Source organism: Marinicella litoralis (genome assembly GCF_002591915.1).
In the GTDB taxonomy this organism is placed as follows: domain Bacteria; phylum Pseudomonadota; class Gammaproteobacteria; order Xanthomonadales; family Marinicellaceae; genus Marinicella; species Marinicella litoralis.
On sequence record NZ_NIHB01000006.1, the window covers coordinates 46,301 to 71,759 of the forward strand.

The window sequence follows — 25,459 nt, forward strand, 5'->3', positions numbered from 1 at the left end:
TTTTAAAAATAAGTTTCGCACAGAGAACACAAAGAACACAGAGTAAGCAAACAATTATTCGAATGGGTTGTTGGCTTTAGCCGACCTGTTAATCAGGTTGATTTTAAAAGGGTTGACTGAAGTCAACAACCCTCAAATATTGAAGTAAATTAAAGTTTACCTCAGTGGCCTTTGCGAGCTCCGTGCGAAAAAATAGTTTTTAGCAAGAGCTTTAAAAGGTTTAAGAGGTTTGAGGTTTTGTGAGATGTGGTTTTAGGGCATTAAATGAATAGAATATACATGAGAATAAAAGAGATTTAATTATGGCAACAATACAACACATCATAAACGGACAAAGAACTTCGGGTTCATCAGGTCAAACCCAAGCGGTTTTTAACCCGGCCAACGGTCAACAAAGCGGTGAATTGGTTTTGGGTGGTTCGGATGAAGTGAACACTGCAGTTAAATCTTCATTAGCGGCCTTTGAATTGTGGTCTGCCACAGCACCGGCTAAACGAGCTGCGGTTATGTTTAACATGCGTCAGTTGTTGATGGATCGCGCCGATGAAGTGGCATTGACCATCAGTAAAGAACACGGTAAAACTCACGACGACGCCTTGGGTGAAGTGACTCGTGCATTGGAAGTGGTTGAATATGCCTGTGGTATCACAGAAAAACTCAAAGGTGATTTCAATGCCAATGTGGGGCCCGGTATTGATACCCATTCTGAACGGCAACCCTTGGGCGTGGTGGCTGGTATCACGCCGTTTAATTTTCCAGCGATGGTGCCTTTGTGGATGATTCCAATGGCTTTGGCTACTGGCAATTCTTTTATCTTAAAACCATCAGAACGTGATCCATCCAGCGCCAATTTGGTACACGATTTGTTTATTGAAGCTGGCTTACCAGCTGGCGTGCTAAATGTCGTACATGGTGGCAAAGAAGCCGTTGACGCCATCTTGGACCATCCTGACATCAAAGCCGTTAGTTTCGTAGGATCAACACCGATTGCTGAATACGTTTATACCCGAGGTTGCGCCTCTGGTAAGCGCGTACAGGCATTGGGTGGCGCGAAAAATCACATGATCATTATGCCAGATGCTGATTTGGATCAAGCAGCAGATGCACTGATGGGTGCTGGCTTCGGTTCCGCTGGTGAACGCTGTATGGCCATCAGTATGGCCGTTCCAGTGGGTGATGAAACGGCCGATCGATTGATTGCTAAACTCAAACCACAAGTCGAGGCGTTGAACATTGGTCCCTATAATCAAGAAGGTGCTGAAATGGGGCCGGTGATTACTGCAGAAGCCAAATCTCGCATTGAAGGCATGATTACCCAAGGTGAAGCCGAAGGTGCTCATGTGGTGGTCGATGGCAGAAACCATCAGGTTGATGGTTATGAACAAGGCTTTTGGGTAGGCGCCACTTTGTTAGACCATGTGAAAGCGGAGATGTCGGTTTATAAACAAGAAATATTTGGCCCTGTATTATCGGTATTGCGAGCTAAAAATTATGACGAAGCGGTGGCGCTGATTAATTCGCATGAATACGGTAATGGCACCGCTATATTCACCAGAGATGGTGATGCTGCCAGAAACTTTGCATCGAAAATCCAAGTGGGTATGGTGGGCATCAATGTGCCGATTCCAGTGCCCGTGGCATACCACAGCTTTGGCGGTTGGAAACGTTCCATATTTGGCGCCCATGGTATCTATGGTCCCGAGGCCGTACATTTTTACACCAAATTAAAAACAGTGACATCCAGGTGGCCAACAGGCATCAGATCAGGTGCACAGTTTAATTTCCCAAGTATGAATTAGTTACTTGGTGAGACAAATGATAAATTAAATAAAGAACAATAAAAGAGGAAAACAATATGGCAACACTGAAAGCTGGTCTTATACAGATGGGACTCAAATCTTCAACCGACAATGATCCGGAAACCATCAGGAAAGCGATGATTGAAGCGCACATACCGATGATCGAAGCGGCGGGTGAGCAGGGTGTGCAAGTGCTGAGTTTTCAGGAAGTCTTCACTCAACCCTATTTTTGTCCCAGTCAAGACAGTAAGTGGTATGCCAGTGCTGAATCCATTCCTGAAGGCCCAACCACCCAGCTCATGATGACCTATGCAGCCAAATACAAAATGGTCATTGTGGTGCCGATTTATGAAAAAGACGACGTCAGTGGTGTGTATTACAACACCGCTGCAGTGATAGATGCCGATGGCAGTTACTTAGGCAAGTACCGCAAAACCCACATTCCTCAAGTGGCTGGTTTCTGGGAGAAGTTTTTCTTCAAACCGGGCGCATCAAACTGGCCGGTATTCCAAACCCAGTATTGTAAATTAGGTGTGTATATTTGTTATGACCGTCATTTTCCTGAAGGTTGGCGTGCTTTGGCCTTGAATGGCGCGGAGTATATTGTCAATCCATCAGCGACAGTGGCTGGTCTGTCTGAATACTTGTGGAAACTTGAGCAGCCTGCTGCCGCAGCGGCCAATGGTTGTTGGATTGGTGCCATTAATCGAGTGGGCACAGAAGAACCTTGGAATATTGGTGAGTTTTATGGGCAAACCTATTTTGTTAATCCTCGCGGTCAAATTGAAAAACAAGCGAGCCGTGATCAAGATGAATTGATTGTGCATGACTTGGATATGGACATGATTCAAGAAGTCAGAAACACTTGGCAATTCTTCCGAGACCGTAGACCCAGTACCTACGGCAAGTTGACAGATGGTGAGTGATAGGTGGTCAGTAAATTAAATTACGTTGTCATTCCGACTAAGCGAAGCACATGAAGGAACCTCATGATGATTAAGTTCAACCTAGGCTGTTTGAGATCCTTCGGCTTCGCTCAGGATGACAATATAAATGACTTCATGATTAAACAAATCAGGAACAAATATGAACGCAAATAATAAAATCAGACAAGCAGATGATCTTTGGAACAAAGATCTGGCACCGACAACTCAAGACCAACGGACCTGGGATTGGAAATCGTACGCAGCCTTGTGGGTTGCCATGGTGGTTTGTGTGCCGACATATATGTTGGCTGGTGGATTGGTGGCAGAGGGCATGTCGTGGTGGCAAGCAGTGATCACAGTGTTATTGGGCAATGTGATAGTGTTGGTTCCGATGATGTTGATTGGGCATGCGGGTGCTAAGCATGGCATCCCATTTCCTGTGTTATTGCGTTCATCCTTTGGTACCAAGGGCGCGCGCATACCAGCGCTGGCTCGTGGGCTGGTCGCTTGTGGTTGGTTTGGTATCAACACATGGGTTGGTGGCTCAGCCATTTATGTCATCATCAATGCATTGACTGGTGGAGCCATATCAGGTTCACCATTACCATTCTTCGGAATTGATATCGGGCAGTTTATTTCATTCCTTGGGTTTTGGGCCATGCATTTGTACTTCATCAAACACGGCACAGAAAGTATCCGTTGGTTAGAAACTTACGCGGCCCCATTTTTAATTGGTATGGGTTTGGTGTTATTAGGCTGGGCCTATTATACAGCAGGTGGCTTTGGTGAAATGTTGTCAGCACCTTCACAGTTTGCGGAAGGTGGACCACGCGAAGGTCAATTCTTCGGTGTCTTCGTCGCGAGTTTAACTGCTATGGTGGGCTTTTGGGCCACCATGGCTTTGAATATTCCGGATTTTACCCGTTTTGCAAAATCACAAAAAGACCAAATCATTGGACAAGCAATCGGTCTCCCCCTACCCATGGCCCTGTTTGCATTTATCAGTGTGGCGGTGACTTCAGCGACTGTAACCATTTTTGGAGAGGCCATATGGGATCCCGTGGCCTTGGCTGGGAAAATGGGAGGCGTGGGTGTATTGGTGGCTCTGGCTGCATTGGTGGTGGCTACATTAACCACCAACTTGGCTGCCAATGTGGTGGCGCCTGCGTATGGCTTTTCAAATTTGAACCCACGTAAAATCAGTTTCAAAATGGGTGGTTATATCACCGCAGCCATAGGCATAGCTATATTCCCTTGGAAACTATTAGAAACAGCCGGTGGCTATTTATTTGTATGGTTGATTGGCTATTCTGCTTTACTGGGTCCTATTGCTGGAATTTTGATAGTGGATTATTTTCTGGTACGAAAAAGTGAGCTGGAAGCCGTTGATTTATTTGATCATGAGGGACAATATGGTGCTTGGAATTCGGCTGGAATGTTCGCTTTGTTGCTGGGAATATTACCTAATTTACCTGGATTTTTACACGCTGCCGGTATCGTTGAAAGTGTACCAAGCATATTTGACACCCTTTACAGTTATGCTTGGTTTGTTGGACTTTTCATTGCAGGAATTGTGTATTTGGTGTTGAATAAAAACAAATAAAGTGGATTGAATTTTGGTGGAGAAAATATTATGTCAATAATGATCAAAGGCGGCACTGTTGTCACAGACAGTCAAAGTTACCAAGCAGATGTATATTGTGAGAATGGAGTGATTAAATCCATTGGTAAAGATCTCGAGACACCATCAGGTGCAGAGCTTGTTGATGCCAGCGGTCAATATGTCATGCCAGGTGGCATTGATCCGCATACCCACATGCAATTGCCATTTATGGGAACTGTGGCTACAGAAGATTTTTTTACCGGTACAGCGGCTGGACTGGCTGGTGGTACCACCATGATCATTGATTTTGTGATTCCCAGTCCACAACAGCGATTGATGGATGCCTACAAGCAGTGGCGTGAATGGTCAGAAAAAGCCTGTTCAAGTTATTCTTTTCATGTGGCGGTGACCTGGTGGGATGACAGCGTATATAAAGATATGGGTACGTTGGTTCATGAGGAAGGGGTTAACAGTTTCAAGCACTTTATGGCCTATAAAAACGCCATCATGGCAGATGATGAAATCATGTACAACAGCTTCTCTAGGGCTTTAGAGTTGGGCGCCTTGCCTACGTGTCACGCAGAGAATGGCGAAATGGTTTTTCAATTGCAGAAAAAATTATTGGCGATGGGGATGACCGGTCCAGAAGCCCATCCTTTGTCTCGTCCGCCAGCAGCTGAAGGAGAAGCGGCTAACCGTGCCATCAAGTTGGCTGAAGTGATTGGCGTGCCATTGTATTTGGTGCATGTTTCAACCATTGACGCTTTAGAAGAAATCACCCGTGCTCGATCCAATGGGCAAAGGGTGTATGGAGAGGTTTTGGCCGGACATTTGATGTTGGATGACAGTGTTTATTTAAACACTGATTTCGAATCGGCGGCTGCGCATGTGATGTCTCCACCATTCAGAAAGCCAGAACATCAAAAAGCACTGTGGCAGGGTTTGCAATCTGGAAATCTACAAACCACAGCTACGGATCACTGTTGTTTTTGCGCCGAGCAAAAGGCCGCAGGGAAGGATGATTTCAGTAAAATTCCTAATGGTACGGCGGGTATCGAAGACCGCATGACGGTATTATGGACTCATGGCGTTGGTACCGGAAAATTAACACCACAAGAGTTTGTGGCGGTGACTTCGACCAATACGGCGAAGATATTTAACATCCATCCACGTAAAGGCACCATTCAAGTGGGTGCTGATGCTGACATCGTGGTATGGGATCCAGAAGGGACCAAAACGATTTCCAGAAAAACCCATCATCAGAATATTGATTTTAATATCTTTGAGGGAATGAAAGTGAAAGGTGTTCCTTCGCACACCATCAGTAATGGTCGTTTGGTGTATATCAATGGCGATCTCAGGGCTGAGAAAAATACTGGCACATACATCAAAAGAAAGGCTTTTCAACCGGTATTTTCTGCATTGAAAAAACAAGCCAAATTAAATCAGCCAAAACCGGTTAAAAGAACTTAAGCATAATGTTGAATAAAGGATTGAATGATGACAGATGAATTTTTACAGGCTGCCATTGCAGAGGCCAGAAAAGGCTTGGCAACCGGTGGTATTCCCATTGGTTCGGTATTGGTGATAGACGGAAAAATAGTGGGTCGTGGGCACAACCAAAGGGTGCAAAAAGGCAGTGCAGTTTTACATGCTGAAATGGATTGTTTTGAAAATGCCGGCAGAATCAAAGCCGCAGACTATAAAAGAGCCACTTTATATTCAACCTTGTCGCCTTGTGATATGTGCAGTGGAACAGCCTTACTGTATGGAATTCCTAAAGTGATCGTAGGTGAGAACAAAACCTTTCAAGGGCCTGAAGATTATGTTCGCTCCAGAGGCGTAGATGTCCAAGTTGTGAACAACCAAGAATGTATTAAAATGATGGAAGACTTTATTGCCGATAAACCTGAGCTTTGGAACGAAGACATCGGGGAATAGTTTGATCAGTTTTGGCTAAGCCCAGTACTTCATAGAATCGACAATCCGCAAAAAGGAGTGGTAGCGATTTTCCCTGATTTTATTGTCTTTGACAGCTTGCATGATGGCACATTGTGGTTCATGAATGTGGGTACAATTACTGAATTTGCATTGTCCCAAGTAATCTTGAAATTCCCTGAAACCACCAGCGATTTCATGGGGAGTCATTATCCATAAACCATATTCCCACACACCCGGCGAATCAATGATGTTGGCATTCAATGGTTCGTCATAATACATCTGTGTCACACTGGTGGTGTGTGCGCCTTTACCCGTCTTATCAGACAATTTTCCTGTTTTTAATACCACCGATGGCATCATGACACGGGTGATGGATGATTTACCTACACCGGATTGCCCAACAATGACGGTGGTTTTATCCTTCAGTAACGGTTTAATATCATTGATGCTTGCCACTTCATCTTTAGAAGTTTTGAAGACGTTATACCCCAACTGCTCGTATTGATTGATGATGCTGATAAAAACTTTTGAATCAATGTCAGATTTATTGAAGATTAAAATCGGTTCAATGTCTTCATGCTCTGCTGTCACCAAATAACGGTTCAAGATGTCTCTGGTTGGGAATGGTTCGACAGCCATGACAATCATGATTTGATCCACATTGGCTGCCATGTGTTGTTTGCGACCTCGGTTGTCTGCACGACAAAAGCTGTTGAATCGTTTTTGAATTTTTTTAATCACATAAGCAGATTTAGAAGCTTCAATTTCTACCACATCACCGCAGATTGGTTTCATTTTACGAGCAAAGAAAGCCTTGATTTTACTGTGATCATCACAGTTGATTAAAGTGGCTGTGGTTTTTTGGGTTGAGCTTACTCGATATAAATCTGTCATAGCGACATGGTAACTGAAATGATGGATTAATCCAACAAACAGCAGTACTTCAAGGTAAAATACACACTGACATCATCAAGGAATACTCAATGAGCAATAAAAGTAATTTAATTTGGATCGATTTGGAAATGACAGGCTTAAATCCAGCCAAAGACCATATCATCGAAATTGCCACCATCGTAACCAACCAAGAATTAGAAATCATTGCTCAAGGCCCCAGTATTGCGGTTCACCAAAGTGAAAAGACATTGTTGGCGATGGATGACTGGAACACAGAACACCACAGTAATTCAGGACTTTGGGATCGTGTTTTGGAATCTGATGTTTCTGCCAAAGAAGCGGAACTTTTGACCATAGAGTTTTTACAAGAACATGTACCAATTCATTCATCTCCGATGTGTGGCAACAGTATTTGCCAAGACCGCAGATTTTTAGCTAAGTGGATGCCTAAGCTAGAGAATTATTTCCATTACCGTCAAATTGATGTGAGCACAATCAAGGAGTTGATCAGAAGATGGAACCCTCAACTGTTGGACGGTTTCAGTAAGACAGGACAGCATTTGGCAATGGCTGACATTGAGGAATCAATCAAAGAGCTTAAATACTATCGCCAGTTTATGGGCGAAATTGCAGGACAAAAAAAACCACCGACTTTATAAGCGGTGGTTTCAATCAATTTTGAATTTCTGTGTTATGGCAAGTGGGCTTCCAACACTTTTTTCAAAGCTTTGTCGGTAACGGGTTTAACCAAGTACTCTTTGGCACCTTGTCTCAGTCCCCATACACGATCGGTTTCTAATTTTTTGGTGGTGACGATGATAATGGGTATATGAGCAGTTCTTTCATCTTTGCTGATCTTGCGAGTGGCTTGAAAACCATTTAAATCAGGCATAACCACATCCATTAAAATCAAATCGGGCAGTTGTTCCCTGGCGATTTGAATCCCTTCTTTTCCATCTTCTGTGAGTATGGTTTCATGACCCAGTTTCTCAACTATTTTTTGCATGCCATATAACTGAGAAGGTGAATCGTCAATGATTAATATTCTTGCCATAAAATTTACTTCGTTTTTAACCTTTGATTATCATAATGAATATTGAGTCTAAATGCAAAAAAATGTGTCAGATCCGTGCACCTGAGTTTAGTTAGTTGGGTTAATTGGTTGAATGTGGAGATTTTAACCAAAAATTGTCAACTAAATGTAGGTGTTACTAACTCAGAACTTGTACAAGGATGACAATTATTTACTTAAGCCAATTTCTCTCAAACGTTGGTTTAAAAAGTCCCTGCCTGTGATGTCTTCATACAATCGCCCGTCACCTTGACACGAAGGTATGCAACTTAAAACAGCGTCGGGGTGGGGGTGACAAAAGAATGGCATGGAATAACGATCAGAGGAAGCGTCCATTGGGTTGACCACTCGGTGTGTGGTTGCAGGAATCATTTCATTGCTGATGCGCGATAACATGTCTCCGGAATCGATGACAATTTGCCCCGGTGTTGAATCAACCGCCAGCCATTGTCCATCTCGGTCGAGTAATTCCAGACCGCTGTCAGTTGCACCCACCAATAAAGTAATTAAATTGATGTCCTCATGAGCAGCGGCACGCACTGATCCAGGCAGTTCAAATTCTGTCATGGGAGGGTAATGGATCGCCCGTAAAATAGAATTACCATCGTGGGTTAATTTTTCAAAATAATCCTTTGGAACATCTAATGCTGTGGCCAATGATCGAAACATCATCAGAGCAGTTTGGTCCAATTGTTGATACAAGGCATAGGTGCTTTGTTTGAAATTCGGAATTTCATTGGGCCACATGTTGTCAGGGTATTCATTGGCCAAAGGGTGGTCACTGGAGACTTCTCGACCCACATGCCAAAATTCTTTTAAATCAGGATTTTTGCTGTTTTTTGCATGTTCCTGTAACCTTGGAACATAACCTCTTTTGCCACCGTCGTGGATGTTGTACTTTTGTTTGGTGGCCAATGGTAATTTAAAAAATGATTTAAATACTTGATAACATTGGTCAACCAAATCGAAATTAAATTGATAGGGGTTGAGTACGATGAAGCCATATTCCACCAGACCTGCGTAAAATTGATCAACAAAACGTTGTTTTTCAAGGGCAGTTCCAGCCACATAATCTTCCATGTTTAGTTCAGGTACTTTTCTGGTTTCTGTTGTAGTCATGATGTGGGTTATTGATTGAGAGTGAGTTGGACGGTTGTGTTCGATTGACTGGCAGTCACTGTATTACTGAATATATCATCTTCAGCTGGTGTGGCATTGCCAGTCAGGCTTAATTTTGCAGAAAACTCCACTTGATCAAAAGTACTGAGCTTTCGTTGTGGATTTAAATTTTGTTGGTCGCCTACCTTGACTGAAATTGGCCAATTGAATGGTGCAGATATGGGTACCGCAGCAATTGGCATGGGTGGTCCATTTATTTCTTTGGCATAGATAAAAAGGCGGCTGGTGGCAGGCAAATCAATGGCATTGATCGATTGATCTGCACTGACCACAATAAAGTACGTTACCGTTTCAGGTGATTGGGTTGTTTGGTTGGTACTTGAATCCATTACAGGCTTGTTCAATGCCGTCCTGGCCATATTGATTTGTTGTGTGATAGTCGATCTGATGTTTGGGGCGTCAACCAGGGTCAATAATTCAGTCCACATTGATTCAGCTGCTTCAAATTGTTGGTTCTCATAATGGACAATACCTTGAAGCCACATTGCTTTTTGGTACCTAGGCTCGATCTCAAGCGCTTGTTTGAGGTAGCTTTCCGGCTCGCCCAAAAAACTGCCTGTGTTGTTGTTAAAAGCGATGGCTTCGGCCAATGCTGTCAGAATATCAGGACTGTCAGGTGCCAATTGATTGGCTCGATGATAAGCCTTAACTGCAGCTGGGTAGTTTTGCATCGACATCATGGATCGGCCATACAATAGTTGACCATCAACATCATCTGGGTTCTCAGCCAATTTCTGTTCAAGCTGTTTGATGGCTGTGTCGAGATCGGGTGCATTGTTGGCGGTTGTTACTGAAGTTCTCTGTTTCAGTGGAATGTCATGAATCCACAAATAATCAATGACAAAAGTGGCAGGAATAATCAATAAGCTGACCAGTAATATGGTTAAGCCTTTGTTGGGTTGTTGGTTCAGTTCTTGAATGGCAGCGATGTACTGTTTTTGGTTTTCTTCATTGGCATCATTGAGTTGCGCCAACAACCATTTTTTTTCCGCTGATTTTCCTTGACGGCTGAACCAAAAAGTAAATAACAACAAGGCAAAAACAGACAGACCTAAGTAAATAAACAATTCATCCATGTTGTCTCTTCCTGATGTTGATAAACAAAATAATGCCACCAATTAAAAAAACCAACAAGGGTGAAAACCATAAAAACAATGTACTGGCATTCATCGGTGGGTCGTAATTAACAAAGTCACCATAGCGATCGATCATATAAGTTTTGATGGTTTCGGCATCTTGTCCCGCTTTGACAAAAGCGGCCACTTGGTCCTTTAAATCTTTGGCCAAGCCTGCATCCGAGTCAGCCAAGTTTTGATTTTGGCACACCAAACAGCGCAGTTCTTTGGTTAATTGTTGATACAGTTCTTCTTGCTGAACGTTGTCAAACTCATACACATCTATGGCATGTGATTTGATAGACATCATTACCATCATTATGAAGATGATGATTTTAAATACATTCATGGGTTCGTCGCTCCTTGGTTCATTTGTTCAATCAAAGGCATCAATTCTTGTTGGATGTTTTTCTCAGTCAATACGCCCGCAATTTTATAGACAATGGTACCTTGGGCATCAATTAAAAAGGTTTCCGGTGCACCGTAAACACCTAAATTGATGGCAGTGTCTCCCTGATAATCCACCAAAATTTCATGGTAGGGATTGCCCCATCGTTTAAGCCATTTGATGGCATCTTCAGGTTCGTCTTTCCAATTGAGACCTACCACTTTGATTTTGCCCGAATTGGCCAAAGCCGTGACCAATGGATGTTCAAACTGGCAACTGGGACACCAACTACCAAATACATTCAACATCCAGGGTTGACCGATAAAGTCATCTTGGTTCAACACTTGGTTACTGTAAAGGGTGGGGTGTTCAAACTGAGGTATTTTTTTACCGATCAAAGGTGAGGGTAAAACCTCTGAATGGTTGTTCAAATTGACATACAACAACACAATCAATCCGATAAATACACTCAATGGAACCAAAGCAATAAAAACTTTTTTCATGACAGTTTTAACCTTTCTTTCATGACTTGATCAACTTGTTGTTGTTCTAAGCGTTTGTTGCGTTTATTGAACAAAGCAATCAATGCCCCAGCCATCATCATTAAGCCACCAAACCACATCCATCTGATGAATGGCTTGATGTAAATTCTCACTGCCCAATCACCTTTGTCGTTGATTTGCTCGCCCAATGAAACATAGATGTCTTTGGTAAAGCCAGGATAGATATCAGCCTCAGTCATCGGTTGCTGTTGTTTAGGGTAGTGTCTTTTTTGCGGATGTAGCTCGACCAAGGGTTGGCCATCTTGGCTGACCAAAATTGACCCTTGTTGTGCGCGGTAATTTTCGATTTGAATTGATGTGACACCATTAAAGGTAAAGTCATAACCGGCCACTTGGGTGGTTTGACCTGGTTTCAATAACAGGTCTTTTTCGACGTCTTTGTGTTCTGTCATTGACATCCCAAACAAGAACACAGCGACCCCCAAATGAGCCACACTCATGCCGATAAAACCCGCATTGGGTTTGCCTGGGAATTTAATGATTTGCATGATTGAGGTCGAGGCAATCCAAAAACCGCCAAACACCCCAGCGGTGGCTCTTAAGTTCAAACCATCAAACGCAAAATATGCCAACACAGTCAACAGGCCGGCGATGAAAAAATGGGGCAGCAAAGCCTTGACGGCTGAACTCATTTTGTCTTTGTGCCATTTCATTTGAGCACCCAAAGGCAGCAACACCGCCATAGGAATCATTATTAAGAAAAACATCAATCCAAAATAGGGTGAGCCGACTGATATCTTTTTACCCATGGCTTCAAAAATCATTGGGAACAAAGTACCCAATAAAATGGTGAAGGTTGCCGTAATGAACACCAGTGAATTACCAAGCAACATGGTTTCTTTTGATTCTAAGTTGATGGCATCTTTTGATTTGAGTTGATTGACCCTTAAGGCATATAAAGTCAAAGCGCCTCCGGCATAAATGGCCAACAACACCAGAATGAAAATACCGCGAAATGGATCTGCAGCAAATGAGTGTACCGACGTGATGCTGCCTGATCTGACCAAGAAAGTACCTAATACACATAAGCTGAACGCGATGATGGCCAATAAAACAGTCCAACCCCTGAATGCGTTTTTACGTTCACTCACGGCTTGAACATGAATCAAAGCAGTGCCTGCCAGCCAGGGTAAAAAGGAGGCGTTCTCAACCGGGTCCCAGAACCACCAGCCGCCCCAGCCAAGCTCGTAATAAGCCCACCAACTGCCCAAAATAATACCAATGGTGAGAAAGGCCCATGCTAAATTAGTCCAGCGACGTGACCAGCGAATCCATTTTTCGTCGATTTGACCACCAATCAGCGCAGCCACCGCCAATGAAAATGCGACTGACATCCCAACATAACCAAAATACAACAAAGGGGGATGAATGATCATGCCGAAATCTTGTAACAACGGATTCAAGTCTCGGCCATCTAGCGGGGCTGGGTTGGTGATTTCAAAGGGATTGGAAGCAAATAACACAAAAGCAATGAAGCCAGTGGCTATGATGCCTAATACAGAAAGCACCCTTGAAATCTGGCTTAAGCTCAATGAACGACTATAACGAGCCACCGCAGCTATCCACAAGGCTTGAACCGTGATCCACATCAACACCGAACCTTCGTGAGCCCCCCAAGTGGCGGTGATTCGATAACGTAAGGGCAGGGCAAGACTGGAATGTTGCCACACATAAGTGACCGAGAAGTCTTGCAGCACGAACAGACTGACCAAAATGGCAAAAGTCGAAAAAACCAAGACAAACAATAAGTAGGCAAGTGGCCTGCCAGTTCGCATCAAACTGTCGTTGTTCTTATAGTACCCAATCATCGGTAATAACATCAAAACAACAGCGGTGGTGAGAGATAAAATCAGTAAAAATTGTCCAATGGAAGCCAACATGTTTAATTAGACTCCTTGTTGGTGTTTTTATACTTTGGCTTGGCTGCTTCTAAGGCAGCCGCAGCTTCAGGCGGCATGTAATTCTCATCATGTTTGGCCAACACTTCTTCGGCCACAAATAATTGGTCATTCTGCATTTTGCCAATGGTTACCACGCCTTGACCTTCACGGAATAAATCCGGCAAAATGCCTTCGTACTCGACCAAAACACTGGCTGCAAAATCGGTCACCTCAAATTGAACCTTTAAACTGTCAGGAATGCGCCGCATGCTGCTTTCTTTTACCATGCCGCCTAGTCTGAAGCTTCGGTTTACAGGGTAGTTCTGTTGTGATACTTCAGATGGACTTTTGAAATACATCATGTTGTCTTTGAAAGCGGTTAAAAAAATACCAGTAGCGATGCCAACACCTACGGCCACCATCAATACCATCATCAATCTCTTTTTACGGGTTGGTGTCATCTCAGTTATCTCCTGAATGTTTTTGTTGGGTCTTGAGCTGCTTGGCGTGGATCAGTCGTTTGATTTTTTTCGATTGGCTTTTAAGGCTAACGAAATCTGCCAACAGAGCAAAAATAAATACGCCGATTGAGGTCCATACATAAAAATCATATTTACCCATGTCAAATAGTTCCATCATGATTGATCTCCTGACAGTTCTTTCTTAATCACCTGTTTGACCCACTGTTTTTTACTTTCTGTTTTCAGTAAATAGCTTTGTGCACGAGAGAGCATAGAATAAATAAAATAAAATTTTGTCGCCAATGCCATCACCAATAAGGGTCTGAGCATGTCCCAATCTTTGATGCCATTGGAACCACCCATCAATGAAATAGATGAGCCTTGATGGATGCTGGTCCACCAAACCACTGAGTAACGAATGATCGGCAAGTTGACCAGGCCAATGATGGCCACCAAAGCTGCCAATCGAGCGGCTTTTCTTGGGTCTTCTTCATAGGCACTGTAAATACCCATCACACCAATATAAAGGAACAATAAAATCAACTCAGATGTCATTCGTGCATCCCAGTCCCAATAAGTGCCCCACATGGGTTTGCCCCAGAGCATGCCGGTTAACAAGGTAATCACAGTAAATAAGGCACCTATGGGCACACAAGCCATCATCACAGCCTCGGCCACTTTCATGCGCCATACAAAAGTGATGATGCCTGCTATGCCAATAATGGCATAGATGAACATACTCATCCAAGCAGCAGGCACATGAACAAAAATGATTCGATAAGAATCACCTTGTTGATAATCAGTGGGGGCAAAAAACAGCCCATCGATCAAGCCATACAAAGTCAATACAATCGCCAGAAACAACATGGGTTTAAGCCAATGCCTGGTAATGCGATAGAAGCTGGGTGGTGAACCCATTTCATGGTAAAACTTAACAATACGATTCATGCTAACAATCTCTTTTGTTTATTCCAAATTTATTTTTATCGCTGCAGCTGCAGCCAAAGGAGCCAAAGTTAAACTCAATACAGTACAACCCAATAACAACATCAAATGTCCCCGGGCTGAGTTACCTAAACTGGTTTCTAATACCGCCCCTGCGCCAAATATAAGTACAGGGGCCAATAATGGCATCACCAATACGCTCAGTAACATTCCACCATTTCTGATGTTCATAATCAATGCAGAACCGACTGTGCCCAATAAGCTGAATATGGGGGTTGCAAGTAACAATGACAACAGCAAAACACCGTAAGTATGTTCCGGTAAATGCATCAATACAGCAATGACTGGAGCAAACAAAATGACCGGTATACCGGTGGTGACCCAATGCGCAGAGGCTTTACTTAATGTGGCCAAATATAAATTCATGCCTGACAATACATACAAGTCTAAACTGCCGTCTTCATAATCATCTTTGAAGATGTTTTCCAGGGTAATCAAGGTACTGAGCAAAGCCAAAATCCAGACCACAGCAGGTGCTACTTTAGCCAATGTTTGTGCGCCAGCCCCCAAGCCTAATGGAAACATGGTGACAATCAACAGTTGAAATACCAATGGTTGGTAAATATTTGATTTTTTACGCCATGAAACCAAAACGTCTCTTTTAAACAGCGCCCAAAACCTCATGCGCTGTGCTCCTCAATGGCAGCCACCAGGGTGATGTGATGATGGGCCAATTGATGGATTTTCTTTTGGTCATGGGCGGTGAGTATGACAACACCGCCACGTGTAATGTGGGCGGCAATGACCTGGTACAACCAATCACAGCCTGCGTGATCTAAGTTAACGAATGGCTCATCTAACAGCCAAAAGGTTTTGTTTAATAACAGCAATCGACTCAATGCCAAGCGTTTTTTCTGGCCAGCGGATAAGTCACTGGCATACTGGTGCTGGTAACCGGCCAAACCTGCGCTGTTCAATACTGATGCAATTTGCTGTTGATTAACGGTTGTTTCATTGATGTGTGCCACGAACTCCAGGTTCTCTTGACAGCTTAAATTGCCTTTGTTGCCCAGTTTATGACCCAGGTAATGGCTGTGCTGCAACCACAGATTTATATCTGCAGACTGTTGATACAGTCGTTGTCCTGAAGACAAAGTACTTAAACCAGCCACGGCTTCTAATAAGGTGGTTTTCCCTGAACCATTGGGTCCTGCAATCACTGCCAGTTCTGACTTGTCGATCGCTAGATTGACAGGAGCAAACAACAGGTCTCCAGCTCGTTGGCATTGGGCATCATTAATTTGTAGCAAAGCAGTGGTCAATGGTTTGGTTTTGTGGTTAATTTTGAAGCGCCAATTTTAGTGATTGGTTCTAATAAAGTAAAGGAATCACGGCGTTATGCCCCTCAATTGTCAGATTAAATGACCATAAATTGATTTAAGACAAGAAATTGTTTTTTCTCAGATTAAATGGACGGTATCTATCATGCTAAATGAATTCTGGCTACATATTACCGTTTAAACAGGTAACAAAACCGCTCATCCATTCAACTCACTCATATAAGGGCTAATTCGGTGGCTGTCATGTAATCTATTTCTCAAAATTATAATAATAACTAATTGGGTAAGAGGGATACATGGAAAATTTAATGAATATGTCTATCAATGACAGTTCAATCAATAGCAAGTCATCGATTGAGCAACAAAAGAAGCAAATAATGACGAACATCAAAGAGCTGCAACGCGATTTAATCAAAGCTTCATTCAAACAGACTGCGGGTTCTACCAAACATGCGGAGTTGTTGCAGTTAATCAATGATGAAAGGGCAAAAATCAAAGGTTTGAATCAGCAACTCGCTGGTATCAATTAAGTACCTTGGTACCTCTTTTGTTCGTTACATAAAACCCTGTTTTCTGAAAATGTCACAGCGATTAAGCGGCATTTTAGAATTTATATGATGTTCCGATATTGCCAACCCTTTCACACTATAAGTCATCCATGAGTGATATTTCATAAATTAATAGATGTTTTATCCAGCGTAATTTAAAATAATTAGTAATTAATATCGGTGTTGGTGATGAAAAATTTTCTGTGGTTATTGTTGTTGGCGACCAGTTCGATGGTTCAAGGTAAACAAATTTCGTTGTTGGATGAAAATTACAACCAGAGTTTGAAGCAGATTCAAATCGGGCAAAAAATCACATTTTCTGATGTTGCAATGGACCACTTGGGCACAGTTAATTTAAAAGTGGTTGCGCAAAAAGTGTTTGCGGACGATGCGAAAATTGTTATCAATACAGATAAAGGTGTGGTTGAAGCCAGTCCGCCACTCAACCAATATTTCAGCGGTCAGATTGAGGGGATGATTGGGAGTCATGTGTTTTTTGGCATTTTGGAAGGTGGTAAAATAGAAGGTGTTGTGACCACGGATGAAGGCAGTAAATACGCGTTAAATTGGCAACAATCGAATGAATTTAAACTCATCAGTCAAAACATCAAATCGATGGCCAGTAAGGACAATCGCTGGTTCAATCCAGTAGATTACATTGAAATACCCAGTGATCAAGTTCAAGCCAATAAAGTCCAATCTTCAAATAAAACGGCCCAAGGCAACACTGCTTATTATATTAAATTGGCTGTAGAGACTGATTTCGAATTTTATAATATATTTGGAAACAGCACCGATACTGTGAATTACATCGCTGGCTTAATTGGCTATATATCATCCATTTATACCGACGAAATTGACACTTCTATTCTTGTTGGAAATACGTCAATTTGGAGTACCAGCAGTGATCCTTGGATTGCCACCAATACCGAATGTGCTTTGTATGAGGTCGGTAAATACTGGAATGACAATAACTTGGGCGTCGATCGAGCTTTGACTCACTTTATCAGTGGCAAAAGCAGTTTAAGTGGCATTGCTTGGGTTGGTGTGCTGTGTAATGCCGGTTTTCTGGTTGATTTGTCGCAGTCTTCTTGTGATGGCAGCAACATGTCAAATTATGCTGGTGCCATCAGTAATTATGGCGGTAACTATGGGGTAAGTTCAGGTTTGAGTGGTACATTCAATCCAAACAATCCACAAGTTATTTGGGATTCAGTGGTGGTCAGTCATGAGTTAGGGCATAATTTTAATTCACCTCACACCCACTGCTATGAGGATATCGGCGGCAACAGTAATCCAGTTGATGAATGCAACAACTCTCAGGCGGGACAGCCTGGTTGTTACACCGGTGCTCAAAGCTTGCCAGGCCCGTCAGGTCAAGGCTCAGGTACCATCATGAGTTATTGTCACTTACTGAGCCCAGGTTTGTCGAACATCTCCTTGACTTTGGGCACTGGGCATCCATTTGGAACAGCACCTATTCGTGTACCCAATCGCATGCGCAGTCATGTTGACGCAACGGCACTATCCAATCCGCTGTGTATTGTTCCACTGTCTAATTTAATTATTTTTGAGGATGGTTTTGAAGGCACATAGCCCATAACTTTTTGTTATATATAATACATGTATAAAAAAACAGTGGTGCTAACAGGGGCAGGTGTTTCGGCAGAAAGTGGCTTGTCGACATTTCGTGACAACAATGGTCTGTGGGACAATCATCGGGTTGAAGATGTAGCCACGCCGGAAGCCTTCGATCGCAATCCAGAATTAGTTCATCAATTTTATAACCAGCGCAGAGCCGCATTGAGCACGGTTGTACCCAATACAGCTCATATGGCTTTGGCCAAAGTAGAAAATCGCAGCGAATCGTTTTTACTGGTGACCCAAAATGTAGATGATTTACACCACCGAGCAGGCAGTGAAAATTTGTTGCATATGCATGGTGAATTGTTAAAGAAACGCTGTGTTCAATGTCATGAAATCAGTTCACAACAATCTGATTTAACCCTTGAGTCAATTTGTGGGCATTGTGAAAGGGTAGGGACATTGCGGCCGCATATCGTTTGGTTTGGTGAAATGCCATTGTATATGGATGAAATCATGCTGGCTTTGATGCAATGTGATTTATTCGTTTCAATTGGCACCTCAGGTACGGTATATCCGGCGGCAGGATTTGTAGAAATAGCCAATCAATCCGGCGCTCATACAGTCGAGTTAAACCTTGAACCCAGTGACCAAAACAGCCAGTTTCAGCAGTCAATTCATGGTCCAGCCAGTCAAGTGGTACCAAAATTTTTCGAATCCATTGAATTGATTTAGCGTTATTGGTTTTCAAATGGCAGGGTATCTGATCTTTTAATCGACCCAACAAGTTCAAGGGTGATTGCGCTCATGGACAGACACTTCACTCAAGTTTCTCTGGATTTTTTGCCCCAAATACTTTTCAGGGCCATAATTTCATCTTCATACTTTCGCCATTTTTCTGGATCTGGCCGCGTGAGGGTGGTATTGGATGGTGTGAGTTTAAAGCTGAGGGTGCTGATGTCATGGTTTGGATTGATGAATTTGATGACTTTGCATAGGGTGGTATGGCTGTTGTTGATCAGGTCGTAGTAGTCAAGTCGATGGGTTCTGTTAGGATCCAATTTAGCCAGTTCATATTCGATGGTTTGATTGCTTTGTTGCCATTGGAAGCAGGCAATTTCAGCAATGCTTTTGCCAATCATTTGGCGCCAGCCAGCAGGCAATAAGAAACACCAGGCTGGTAAATGCCAGCCAGGTAAATTTGGATAAGTGGCGAATCGTCCGGTTTTTATGCCCAAGTGCCAAGCTTCGATTAAACTGGCTATGGTTTGGCGTGGATCTCGTTGCAAATAGATGAATCGAGCATCAGGAAAAATTTTCAATATAAATGGAATGTTCAAAGCATTGCGAGGTGTTTTTTCAATGAAAATGGGTGCTTTGGGTAGACCGGTCAATTTGGGGTCAATGTACCTTTGGTTTTGTTTGTTTTGTAGCATGAAAAGAAAGCATGCTTTGATCAGCCGATTGGTCCTGGCGTCTGCATGGGTCGCATTGAGGCTGCTTGAATCTTGTTCTCCATTGGCAAATCTGAGGTGAGGGAATTGACTGAATACCACATGACTCTCATTGCCGATACTCCACATGTGGTCTTGCTGTATCAACTGTTCAAATAACAGGGTGCTGCCAGACCTGGGTGCCGATAGGATGAATATCGGCTGCTGAAAAAGTTGCGACAGTGCTTTGTCAGTTAAATGTTGTGTGGCCTGGTGTGCCAGTGATAATAAATTTTGCATCAAGGATGGCAGTAACAAGGAATCATTAAACGGTCAGTTGCCTGGCAAGACTCGGGTGTGCACAATTCACCAGGATGGGTTTTGTCGGCACAACAACAAGGCTCGCCAGGCACCACAAAATCCAATATCAAGTGAACCCGGTCAATTTCACTGTTGTTGCTAACTGAATGGAACCTGCGGTTGTTGATTTCCACCACTTCGCCGACTGGGATGTGCACTGTTTCATCACCAACTGTGAAATGGACGTCTTCATGGGTCACAATCGGTATGTGTATCCGATGAGAATGAGCCAATGAAAAATTTTTATCTTGATGTGCACTGATGGTACCACCGGCTTTTAACTTAATGATATTGGCACGAATAAAATATCCTGCGCCATATTGTTCGATCAATGTTTTATTGGCCAGCTTATTTTCATAATATTGTGCGATGTAGGCCAAAACAGGTTGAATCACAGGTCCAAAAACATCCAAGGCAGGATGTTTGCTTGGGTTCATGTGACGAAAATCAGGATCGTGAACTAAATTGATGGTTGCTGTGTCTTCATGTACATCGTATTTTTGTTGTCTGCTTATGTCCAAAGCCCAGTGTTTTTCAGTTAAGTTGTTAACCAGCTTTTGAATGGGGCTGACATCGGCATCACAGATGTGATTGAAATTTCCGTTGAAGTTCATGGTGATTTATATAAGCAATTGTTCCGAAAGTTAAGATTATACGCAATCTGCTTTAAAATCGAAAAAATTATCCGTGTCTCTGTTATCAATCAATTCATTTTTGAAGCGTCACTTAAATCAATCTAAAATAACAGTTCATAAAACAAGCAATGATTGTAAAACACTGACTTATAATACCTCGATGAAAAAAGACCAAGCCAGAGAAAAAAATGAGCAACAAAGCCCTGCTAAGCTGACATTTTTGTTTATATTGTTACCCGTATTGGTGGTCATTTTGATGGCCATATTTTGGGTGATATTTACGGCCACTCGAAAACAAGTCGAGCTGACAGAAGTGCTCTCATCCGCAACCGCTGTAGTCTCTATGTACATTTTATAGCGTGTTTGAATATGATTAATAACATCCAAATCTTAAGAGGCTTGGCTGCATTGTGGGTTTTCCTTCATCACAGCTTAGGACATTTTAAAGCCATGGGGTTTTCATTTTTGCCTTTTGAGTGGCTAGCCAGTTATGGCTACATTGGCGTGGATGTGTTCTTTGTCATCAGTGGTTTGGTCATGGCCAAAACCACAGAAAAGCATGATTCAGGTTGGCATTCGGGTCAATTATTTTTAGGCAAACGATTTTTCAGAATTTACTTGGGCTATTGGCCTGTTTTTATCCTGACGTATGTAGTTTACTGGTATTTTCAAGACGAAAATTTATCCAAAATAGATTTGATTGGATCAATATTTTTGCTTAATGCCAATATGTTTGAGTTACTCATAGGGCCTGCCTGGTCTTTGCCTTTCGAATTGTATTTTTATTTGTTGATTGCCTTGTTAATCTTTTTCAGTGTGAAAAGGCCCCATGTATTCTTTTTAATCATCAGTGCTTTAATTGTTATTAAGCTCAATGTGATGGATTTTGGTGTCAGTGCTTTGATTGATTTGGTTTTATCACACATGATATTTGAATTTATCATGGGTTATTATTTGTGGCACTACCGGCATTATTTTTTAAAAGTTAACTTTTTGATTTATTTGATTGTAGGTGCTGCATGCTTCATGATTGGCAGTTATTATGATCTGGTGAATACGGTTTGGAGGCCAGTTACTTTGGGGCTGTTTTCATGGGCAGTGGTGGCATTGGCATTAATCTTTGAAGGTAAGCTTAAACCAATAGTAGTTAGGATGTTCAAACCCATTGGAGATGCATCCTACACACTTTATTTACTGCATTCGGTGCTTTTATACAGTTTTTACCATACGGGAGTCAGAACTTGGTTTGTTGATCAACAATGGCCATTGGCTGGATTCACCGCCTTAATTTTAATCGTGGTGTTATTAAGTTACCTGTTTTATCTCATGGTTGAAAAACCTTTGTATCATTTCGCGGTCAATCGATTCATTCATGATAATCGCAATGACAACAGCAAATTAAATACCAATCACAAGAAAATTTAGATGGCTATGATTGGCTAAGGACAGTAAAAGAATATGTCCTGTGTCTTTGCTTAGCTAATTACCGCTGTTGTTAGCACTTATTTATCGATGATTCCAGTCATCTGGATCATCAGAATTATTTGGTGACAGGCCAATGATGTCACCCTCTGAATGAACACCCAGTCCCAACACTGTTCTGTTGGCATAATTAAAATAGGCGGCCACTTGGTTAATTTCTAAAATCTGGCCATCGGTCCAACTTTCTTTGTGCATTTTTGTTATCCATTCTTTAGATAGGCTTGCGGGCGATAGGGTTAATTGTTTAACGTAATCCAATGCGACTTGTTGTTTGTTATTCAATAACTGATGATTTCGGTTAAGTAATTCTTGTTTGATCAACGTGGCTTTATTTTGATCATTGAGTAAGCGATTCATGCCAGCAAAATGATGGTCTACACAATATTGACATTGATTGAGCATGCTGACATATATGCCGATACATTCCAAAAACCATTTGCTGATTTTGTTTTTAGGGTGGTGAAGTGTGTATTTGTATAAGGTCATATGACCTTGCATGGTGTGTGGCCTGAGAGAATGCGCCAGCATGATGTTATCGACGTTGTTGTCTGGGCCTTTTACTTGATTGTAGAGTTTCAATAAGTTGTCTTCAGCTAGTTCATATGGGATGGTTTTTATCCAAGTCATGTCGGGTGCCTTTGTTAATTAACAAGAATGTAAAAAGTCAATGGTTCTATTGTCTCATGTCACTAATGGCACTTCATATATATACTGTGATTAAGTTATAATTATTGCTTATATTAAATTTGGAGAGAGCCATGCGAGGAGCTAATTTTTTGATGTTTGTGATGTTAATCATCGGGGCTGTGGTGTTTTGGGGTATTTCGATGTACAACCGCTTGGTCAAAAAACGCAACCATGTGGAAGACGGTTGGAGTGGAATTGATGTACAACTCAAACGTCGACATGACTTAATCCCCAATATTGTTAATGTGGTGAAGAAATATGCTGAACATGAGCAAGAAACATTAGAAAAAGTCATCCACTTACGCAACGCGGCTCAAGGCAGGCACACACCAGGACAACAAAGTGAAGATGAACAGAAGTTATCACATGCCTTGTCTGGTTTAATGGTTCAAGTGGAAGCTTACCCTGATTTAAAAGCCAACAGCAATTTCATTGACCTACAGCAGCAGCTCCAAAAAGTAGAGGATGACATTCAATATGCACGTCGGTATTACAATGGTGCTGTGCGTGAATACAACACGGCAGTTCAATCTTTTCCTTCAAACATGGTTGCCAACAAATATGACTTCAGAGAAGCAGAGTTTTTTGAATTGGAAAATCCAAAGCATGCTGAAAACCCTGAAGTGAATCTGTAAATTGATGAACAAGTACAAAGGTCTTTTTATCAGTTTGCTGTTGCTGGCATTTCAAGTGCAAGCAAAAGAAAGGATTAAGCATTTTCACAGTCAAATTGAAGTCAAATCCAGTGGAGACATCTGGGTCACTGAAACCATTGCTGTTGAGGTCGAGCACGTCAACATCAAGCGTGGCATTTACCGTGATTTCCCAACTTTATACAAAACCGCTTTATTGACCAAGTCTACCGTTGATTTTGCAGTGATTTCAGTCAGCAGAAATGGCCATGCTGAGCCCTTTCACAGAAATAAACTGAGCAATGGTGTGCGGCTTTATATTGGTGATCGAAACCGCATGGTTGAGCAAGGCGAACAGGTTTACACCATCAGTTACAAAACCAACAAACAAATAGCCTTTATGGATGATTTTGATCGATTCGCATGGAACGTGACTGGCAATGATTGGCGTTTCAGCATGGATCGTGTCACTGCAGAGGTTCAATTGCCTGATGGCGTGTCAATGGCCATGGTAAACAGTGGTGTTTGGACTGGTTTTGCGGGTGAAACCAGTGCTGATTATTCAAGTGAAATCAATGGCAGTGTCATTAAAATTCAAAGCACCCAGCCGCTTGAGCCTTACCAGGGGATGACTTTCAGTTTGGAAATTCCCAAAGGATTTATTGTCAATGATTCTAATTGGTTGATGGACTTTTTCAGTGACAATTTAATGTGGGTTTTGATGGTTGTGGCATTGTTGTCATTGTTGATGTTTTATGTATTGGCGTGGCATCAAGTGGGCAGGGATCCAGAGGCTGGTGTCATCATTCCTTTGTTTTATCCGCCTAAGGACATATCTCCTGCTGCCATGCGGTATATTTTAGAAGAGGAAACTGGGCATAAAAATTTCACCGCAGCCATTATCAATTTAGCCGTCAAAGGTTATGTGGAATTGAAAAAGAAAGGTTCTGGTTACGAAGTCACCAAACGACAAACCAGTGGTGAAAAATTAAAGCCCATGTCATCTGGTGAAAGCATCATCATGCGTCGATTATTTAAGTCCAGAAATCGTATTTCAATTGATAAAAAATACGATGCAAAAATCAAGACAGCAATTAACAAGGTGAACAGTCGAATAGAAACGGAATACAAGGCCAAATGCTTTAAAGACAATAAAATGTTGGGTTATTTTGGTATTGGTATCAGCGTATTGACCTTGCTGTTTCTGATGCTGCACTTGAATGTACTGAATGGCGAAATGTTTGGTGGCTTCGCGGTGCTTTTTGTTGTGGCTGGCTATGCAATATTTACCATTCATAAATCATTCAAAGGAGCCATGGATTTGGGTCATTTGCTGTTTATTGGTGTCTTTGCCTTTTCACTGTTCAGGAACATGGGTTCTGAATTACCTATTGAGGTCATATTATTTGGTGTGTTTTTGATCTTGATTAACGGGCTCTTTATTTATTTACTTAAATCCCCAACACCTTTTGGTCGTGAAATGATGGACGACATTGAAGGGTTTAAATTGTATCTTTCTACAGCTGAACAACACCGATTAGACGTCATGCACCCGCCCGAAATGAGTCCAGACTTGTTTGAAGAATACTTGCCCTATGCCATTGCTTTGGGAGTCGAAAATAAGTGGTCAGAACAGTTTGCCAATCACCTCAAGTCTGCTGGAATAGACCCCAATCATTCTGACTATCACCCGAATTGGTATTCAGGTGGGCATTTTAACCTTTCTGGTTCTTCGGGTGGTTTCAGTGAAATCAGCCAAGGCATGGCCAGTACCATTTCATCGGCTTCAACCCCGCCCTCATCATCAAGTGGCGGCGGCGGTGGTTTCTCTGGCGGAGGTGGCGGTGGTGGCGGCGGAGGTGGCTGGTAACATACCTACCGCTTTTCTGCCAAGTTGTTAAAGCAGGATCAATTTAATGCAGCTTACATAGAATTTCCGTTAGAGGTTGATGCTGAATTTAAGTTCAAAGGGCAGGTTAAAGTTGAAGTTGA

The 25,459-nt window shown here is 42.3% G+C and carries 28 protein-coding genes; 13 read left to right on the forward strand and 15 right to left on the reverse strand.

Translation table 11 applies throughout. The features are described from left to right. Positions 1-302: 302 nt before the first annotated feature. The 5 genes from CCS90_RS13530 (at position 303) to CCS90_RS13550 (ending at position 6,269) form a co-directional block, all read left to right on the forward strand. Positions 303-1,799 carry a CoA-acylating methylmalonate-semialdehyde dehydrogenase gene (locus tag CCS90_RS13530; protein WP_099020112.1) on the forward strand — a complete coding sequence of 499 codons (1,497 nt, stop codon included), beginning with the start codon at positions 303-305 and terminating at the stop codon, positions 1,797-1,799. Between the two features lie 56 nt (positions 1,800-1,855). Continuing rightward, positions 1,856-2,725 (forward strand): nitrilase-related carbon-nitrogen hydrolase, encoded by an 870-nt coding sequence (locus tag CCS90_RS13535; protein WP_099020113.1) that lies wholly within the window; start codon positions 1,856-1,858, stop codon positions 2,723-2,725. A gap of 160 nt (positions 2,726-2,885) precedes the next feature. Continuing rightward, positions 2,886-4,328, forward strand: a complete 1,443-nt coding sequence (locus CCS90_RS13540) for an NCS1 family nucleobase:cation symporter-1 (protein WP_099020114.1) — start codon at positions 2,886-2,888, stop codon at positions 4,326-4,328. Positions 4,329-4,358: 30 nt separating this feature from the next. Then, a complete protein-coding gene (gene hydA / locus CCS90_RS13545) occupies positions 4,359-5,801 on the forward strand; it encodes a dihydropyrimidinase (RefSeq protein ID WP_099020115.1) in 1,443 nt (480 codons plus the stop codon). Between the two features lie 27 nt (positions 5,802-5,828). After that, positions 5,829-6,269 (forward strand): nucleoside deaminase, encoded by a 441-nt coding sequence (locus CCS90_RS13550; RefSeq protein ID WP_099020116.1) that lies wholly within the window; start codon positions 5,829-5,831, stop codon positions 6,267-6,269. 15 nt (positions 6,270-6,284) lie between these two features. Here the strand turns inward: CCS90_RS13550 and rsgA are convergent, their stop codons facing one another. Beyond that, positions 6,285-7,163: a ribosome small subunit-dependent GTPase A gene (gene rsgA, locus CCS90_RS13555; RefSeq protein ID WP_099020117.1), complete on the reverse strand. Its 879-nt coding sequence runs from the start codon at positions 7,161-7,163 to the stop codon at positions 6,285-6,287. 89 nt (positions 7,164-7,252) lie between these two features. On the opposite strand from rsgA, the gene orn reads away from it, so the two are divergent. Continuing rightward, on the forward strand, positions 7,253-7,822 hold the full coding sequence (gene orn, locus CCS90_RS13560) for an oligoribonuclease (RefSeq protein WP_099020118.1): 570 nt from the start codon (positions 7,253-7,255) through the stop codon (positions 7,820-7,822). Between the two features lie 32 nt (positions 7,823-7,854). On the opposite strand, the gene CCS90_RS13565 is transcribed toward orn, so the two are convergent. The 11 genes from CCS90_RS13565 to ccmA form a co-directional block, all read right to left on the reverse strand. Then, a complete protein-coding gene (locus CCS90_RS13565; RefSeq protein WP_099020119.1) occupies positions 7,855-8,217 on the reverse strand; it encodes a response regulator in 363 nt (120 codons plus the stop codon). A gap of 186 nt (positions 8,218-8,403) precedes the next feature. Next, the gene (locus tag CCS90_RS13570) at positions 8,404-9,354 is read right to left on the reverse strand and encodes an isopenicillin N synthase family dioxygenase (RefSeq protein WP_099020120.1); all 951 of its coding nucleotides are present in this window, start codon (positions 9,352-9,354) and stop codon (positions 8,404-8,406) included. Positions 9,355-9,362: 8 nt separating this feature from the next. Beyond that, positions 9,363-10,490 carry a tetratricopeptide repeat protein gene (locus CCS90_RS13575; protein WP_099020121.1) on the reverse strand — a complete coding sequence of 376 codons (1,128 nt, stop codon included), beginning with the start codon at positions 10,488-10,490 and terminating at the stop codon, positions 9,363-9,365. Then, the gene (locus CCS90_RS13580; RefSeq protein WP_099020122.1) at positions 10,483-10,878 is read right to left on the reverse strand and encodes a cytochrome c-type biogenesis protein; all 396 of its coding nucleotides are present in this window, start codon (positions 10,876-10,878) and stop codon (positions 10,483-10,485) included. The genes CCS90_RS13575 and CCS90_RS13580 overlap by 8 nt, the downstream gene beginning before the upstream one ends. Next, positions 10,875-11,420 carry a DsbE family thiol:disulfide interchange protein gene (locus CCS90_RS13585; protein ID WP_099020123.1) on the reverse strand — a complete coding sequence of 182 codons (546 nt, stop codon included), beginning with the start codon at positions 11,418-11,420 and terminating at the stop codon, positions 10,875-10,877. Before CCS90_RS13585 ends, CCS90_RS13580 begins: the two co-directional genes overlap by 4 nt. Next, the gene (locus CCS90_RS13590) at positions 11,417-13,360 is read right to left on the reverse strand and encodes a heme lyase CcmF/NrfE family subunit (RefSeq protein WP_099020124.1); all 1,944 of its coding nucleotides are present in this window, start codon (positions 13,358-13,360) and stop codon (positions 11,417-11,419) included. Before CCS90_RS13590 ends, CCS90_RS13585 begins: the two co-directional genes overlap by 4 nt. Before the next feature lie 2 nt (positions 13,361-13,362). Then, positions 13,363-13,821 carry a cytochrome c maturation protein CcmE gene (ccmE, locus tag CCS90_RS13595; RefSeq protein ID WP_099020125.1) on the reverse strand — a complete coding sequence of 153 codons (459 nt, stop codon included), beginning with the start codon at positions 13,819-13,821 and terminating at the stop codon, positions 13,363-13,365. A gap of 1 nt (position 13,822) precedes the next feature. Continuing rightward, positions 13,823-13,999, reverse strand: coding sequence for a heme exporter protein CcmD (ccmD, locus tag CCS90_RS13600; RefSeq protein ID WP_099020126.1), 177 nt, complete (start codon positions 13,997-13,999; stop codon positions 13,823-13,825). Next, entirely contained in the window at positions 13,996-14,769 is a 774-nt protein-coding gene (gene ccmC / locus CCS90_RS13605) for a heme ABC transporter permease CcmC (protein ID WP_099020127.1), read from the reverse strand. The genes ccmD and ccmC overlap by 4 nt, the downstream gene beginning before the upstream one ends. Positions 14,770-14,787: 18 nt before the next feature. Beyond that, entirely contained in the window at positions 14,788-15,450 is a 663-nt protein-coding gene (gene ccmB / locus CCS90_RS13610) for a heme exporter protein CcmB (protein ID WP_099020128.1), read from the reverse strand. Further along, positions 15,447-16,088 (reverse strand): heme ABC exporter ATP-binding protein CcmA, encoded by a 642-nt coding sequence (gene ccmA, locus CCS90_RS13615; RefSeq protein ID WP_162846926.1) that lies wholly within the window; start codon positions 16,086-16,088, stop codon positions 15,447-15,449. The genes ccmB and ccmA overlap by 4 nt, the downstream gene beginning before the upstream one ends. Before the next feature lie 314 nt (positions 16,089-16,402). Between ccmA and CCS90_RS13620 the strand changes: the two genes are divergently transcribed. From CCS90_RS13620 to cobB, 3 genes are all read left to right on the forward strand, one after another. After that, positions 16,403-16,636 (forward strand): hypothetical protein, encoded by a 234-nt coding sequence (locus tag CCS90_RS13620; protein ID WP_099020130.1) that lies wholly within the window; start codon positions 16,403-16,405, stop codon positions 16,634-16,636. 207 nt (positions 16,637-16,843) lie between these two features. After that, on the forward strand, positions 16,844-18,250 hold the full coding sequence (locus tag CCS90_RS13625; protein WP_099020131.1) for a M12 family metallo-peptidase: 1,407 nt from the start codon (positions 16,844-16,846) through the stop codon (positions 18,248-18,250). Positions 18,251-18,277: 27 nt separating this feature from the next. Continuing rightward, complete coding sequence (gene cobB, locus CCS90_RS13630) at positions 18,278-18,973, forward strand: Sir2 family NAD+-dependent deacetylase (RefSeq protein WP_099020132.1); 696 nt, start codon at positions 18,278-18,280, stop codon at positions 18,971-18,973. 89 nt (positions 18,974-19,062) lie between these two features. On the opposite strand, the gene CCS90_RS13635 is transcribed toward cobB, so the two are convergent. Together CCS90_RS13635 and CCS90_RS13640 are read right to left on the reverse strand one after the other, a co-directional pair. After that, positions 19,063-19,971, reverse strand: coding sequence for a sulfotransferase family protein (locus tag CCS90_RS13635; RefSeq protein WP_099020133.1), 909 nt, complete (start codon positions 19,969-19,971; stop codon positions 19,063-19,065). Next, positions 19,971-20,645 carry an aspartyl/asparaginyl beta-hydroxylase domain-containing protein gene (locus tag CCS90_RS13640; protein WP_099020134.1) on the reverse strand — a complete coding sequence of 225 codons (675 nt, stop codon included), beginning with the start codon at positions 20,643-20,645 and terminating at the stop codon, positions 19,971-19,973. Before CCS90_RS13640 ends, CCS90_RS13635 begins: the two co-directional genes overlap by 1 nt. Before the next feature lie 181 nt (positions 20,646-20,826). On the opposite strand from CCS90_RS13640, the gene CCS90_RS13645 reads away from it, so the two are divergent. Both CCS90_RS13645 and CCS90_RS13650 read left to right on the forward strand, forming a co-directional pair. Next, positions 20,827-21,024, forward strand: a complete 198-nt coding sequence (locus tag CCS90_RS13645) for a hypothetical protein (RefSeq protein WP_099020135.1) — start codon at positions 20,827-20,829, stop codon at positions 21,022-21,024. Positions 21,025-21,035: 11 nt separating this feature from the next. Beyond that, positions 21,036-22,091 carry an acyltransferase family protein gene (locus tag CCS90_RS13650; protein WP_099020136.1) on the forward strand — a complete coding sequence of 352 codons (1,056 nt, stop codon included), beginning with the start codon at positions 21,036-21,038 and terminating at the stop codon, positions 22,089-22,091. Positions 22,092-22,172: 81 nt separating this feature from the next. Here CCS90_RS13650 and CCS90_RS13655 read toward each other — a convergent pair whose 3' ends face one another. Continuing rightward, on the reverse strand, positions 22,173-22,775 hold the full coding sequence (locus CCS90_RS13655) for a carboxymuconolactone decarboxylase family protein (protein WP_099020137.1): 603 nt from the start codon (positions 22,773-22,775) through the stop codon (positions 22,173-22,175). Positions 22,776-22,906: 131 nt separating this feature from the next. Between CCS90_RS13655 and CCS90_RS13660 the strand changes: the two genes are divergently transcribed. Both CCS90_RS13660 and CCS90_RS14975 read left to right on the forward strand, forming a co-directional pair. After that, positions 22,907-23,470: a LemA family protein gene (locus tag CCS90_RS13660; RefSeq protein ID WP_211337081.1), complete on the forward strand. Its 564-nt coding sequence runs from the start codon at positions 22,907-22,909 to the stop codon at positions 23,468-23,470. Positions 23,471-23,474: 4 nt separating this feature from the next. Next, on the forward strand, positions 23,475-25,337 hold the full coding sequence (locus CCS90_RS14975; protein WP_099020138.1) for a DUF2207 domain-containing protein: 1,863 nt from the start codon (positions 23,475-23,477) through the stop codon (positions 25,335-25,337). Positions 25,338-25,459: the final 122 nt, after the last annotated feature.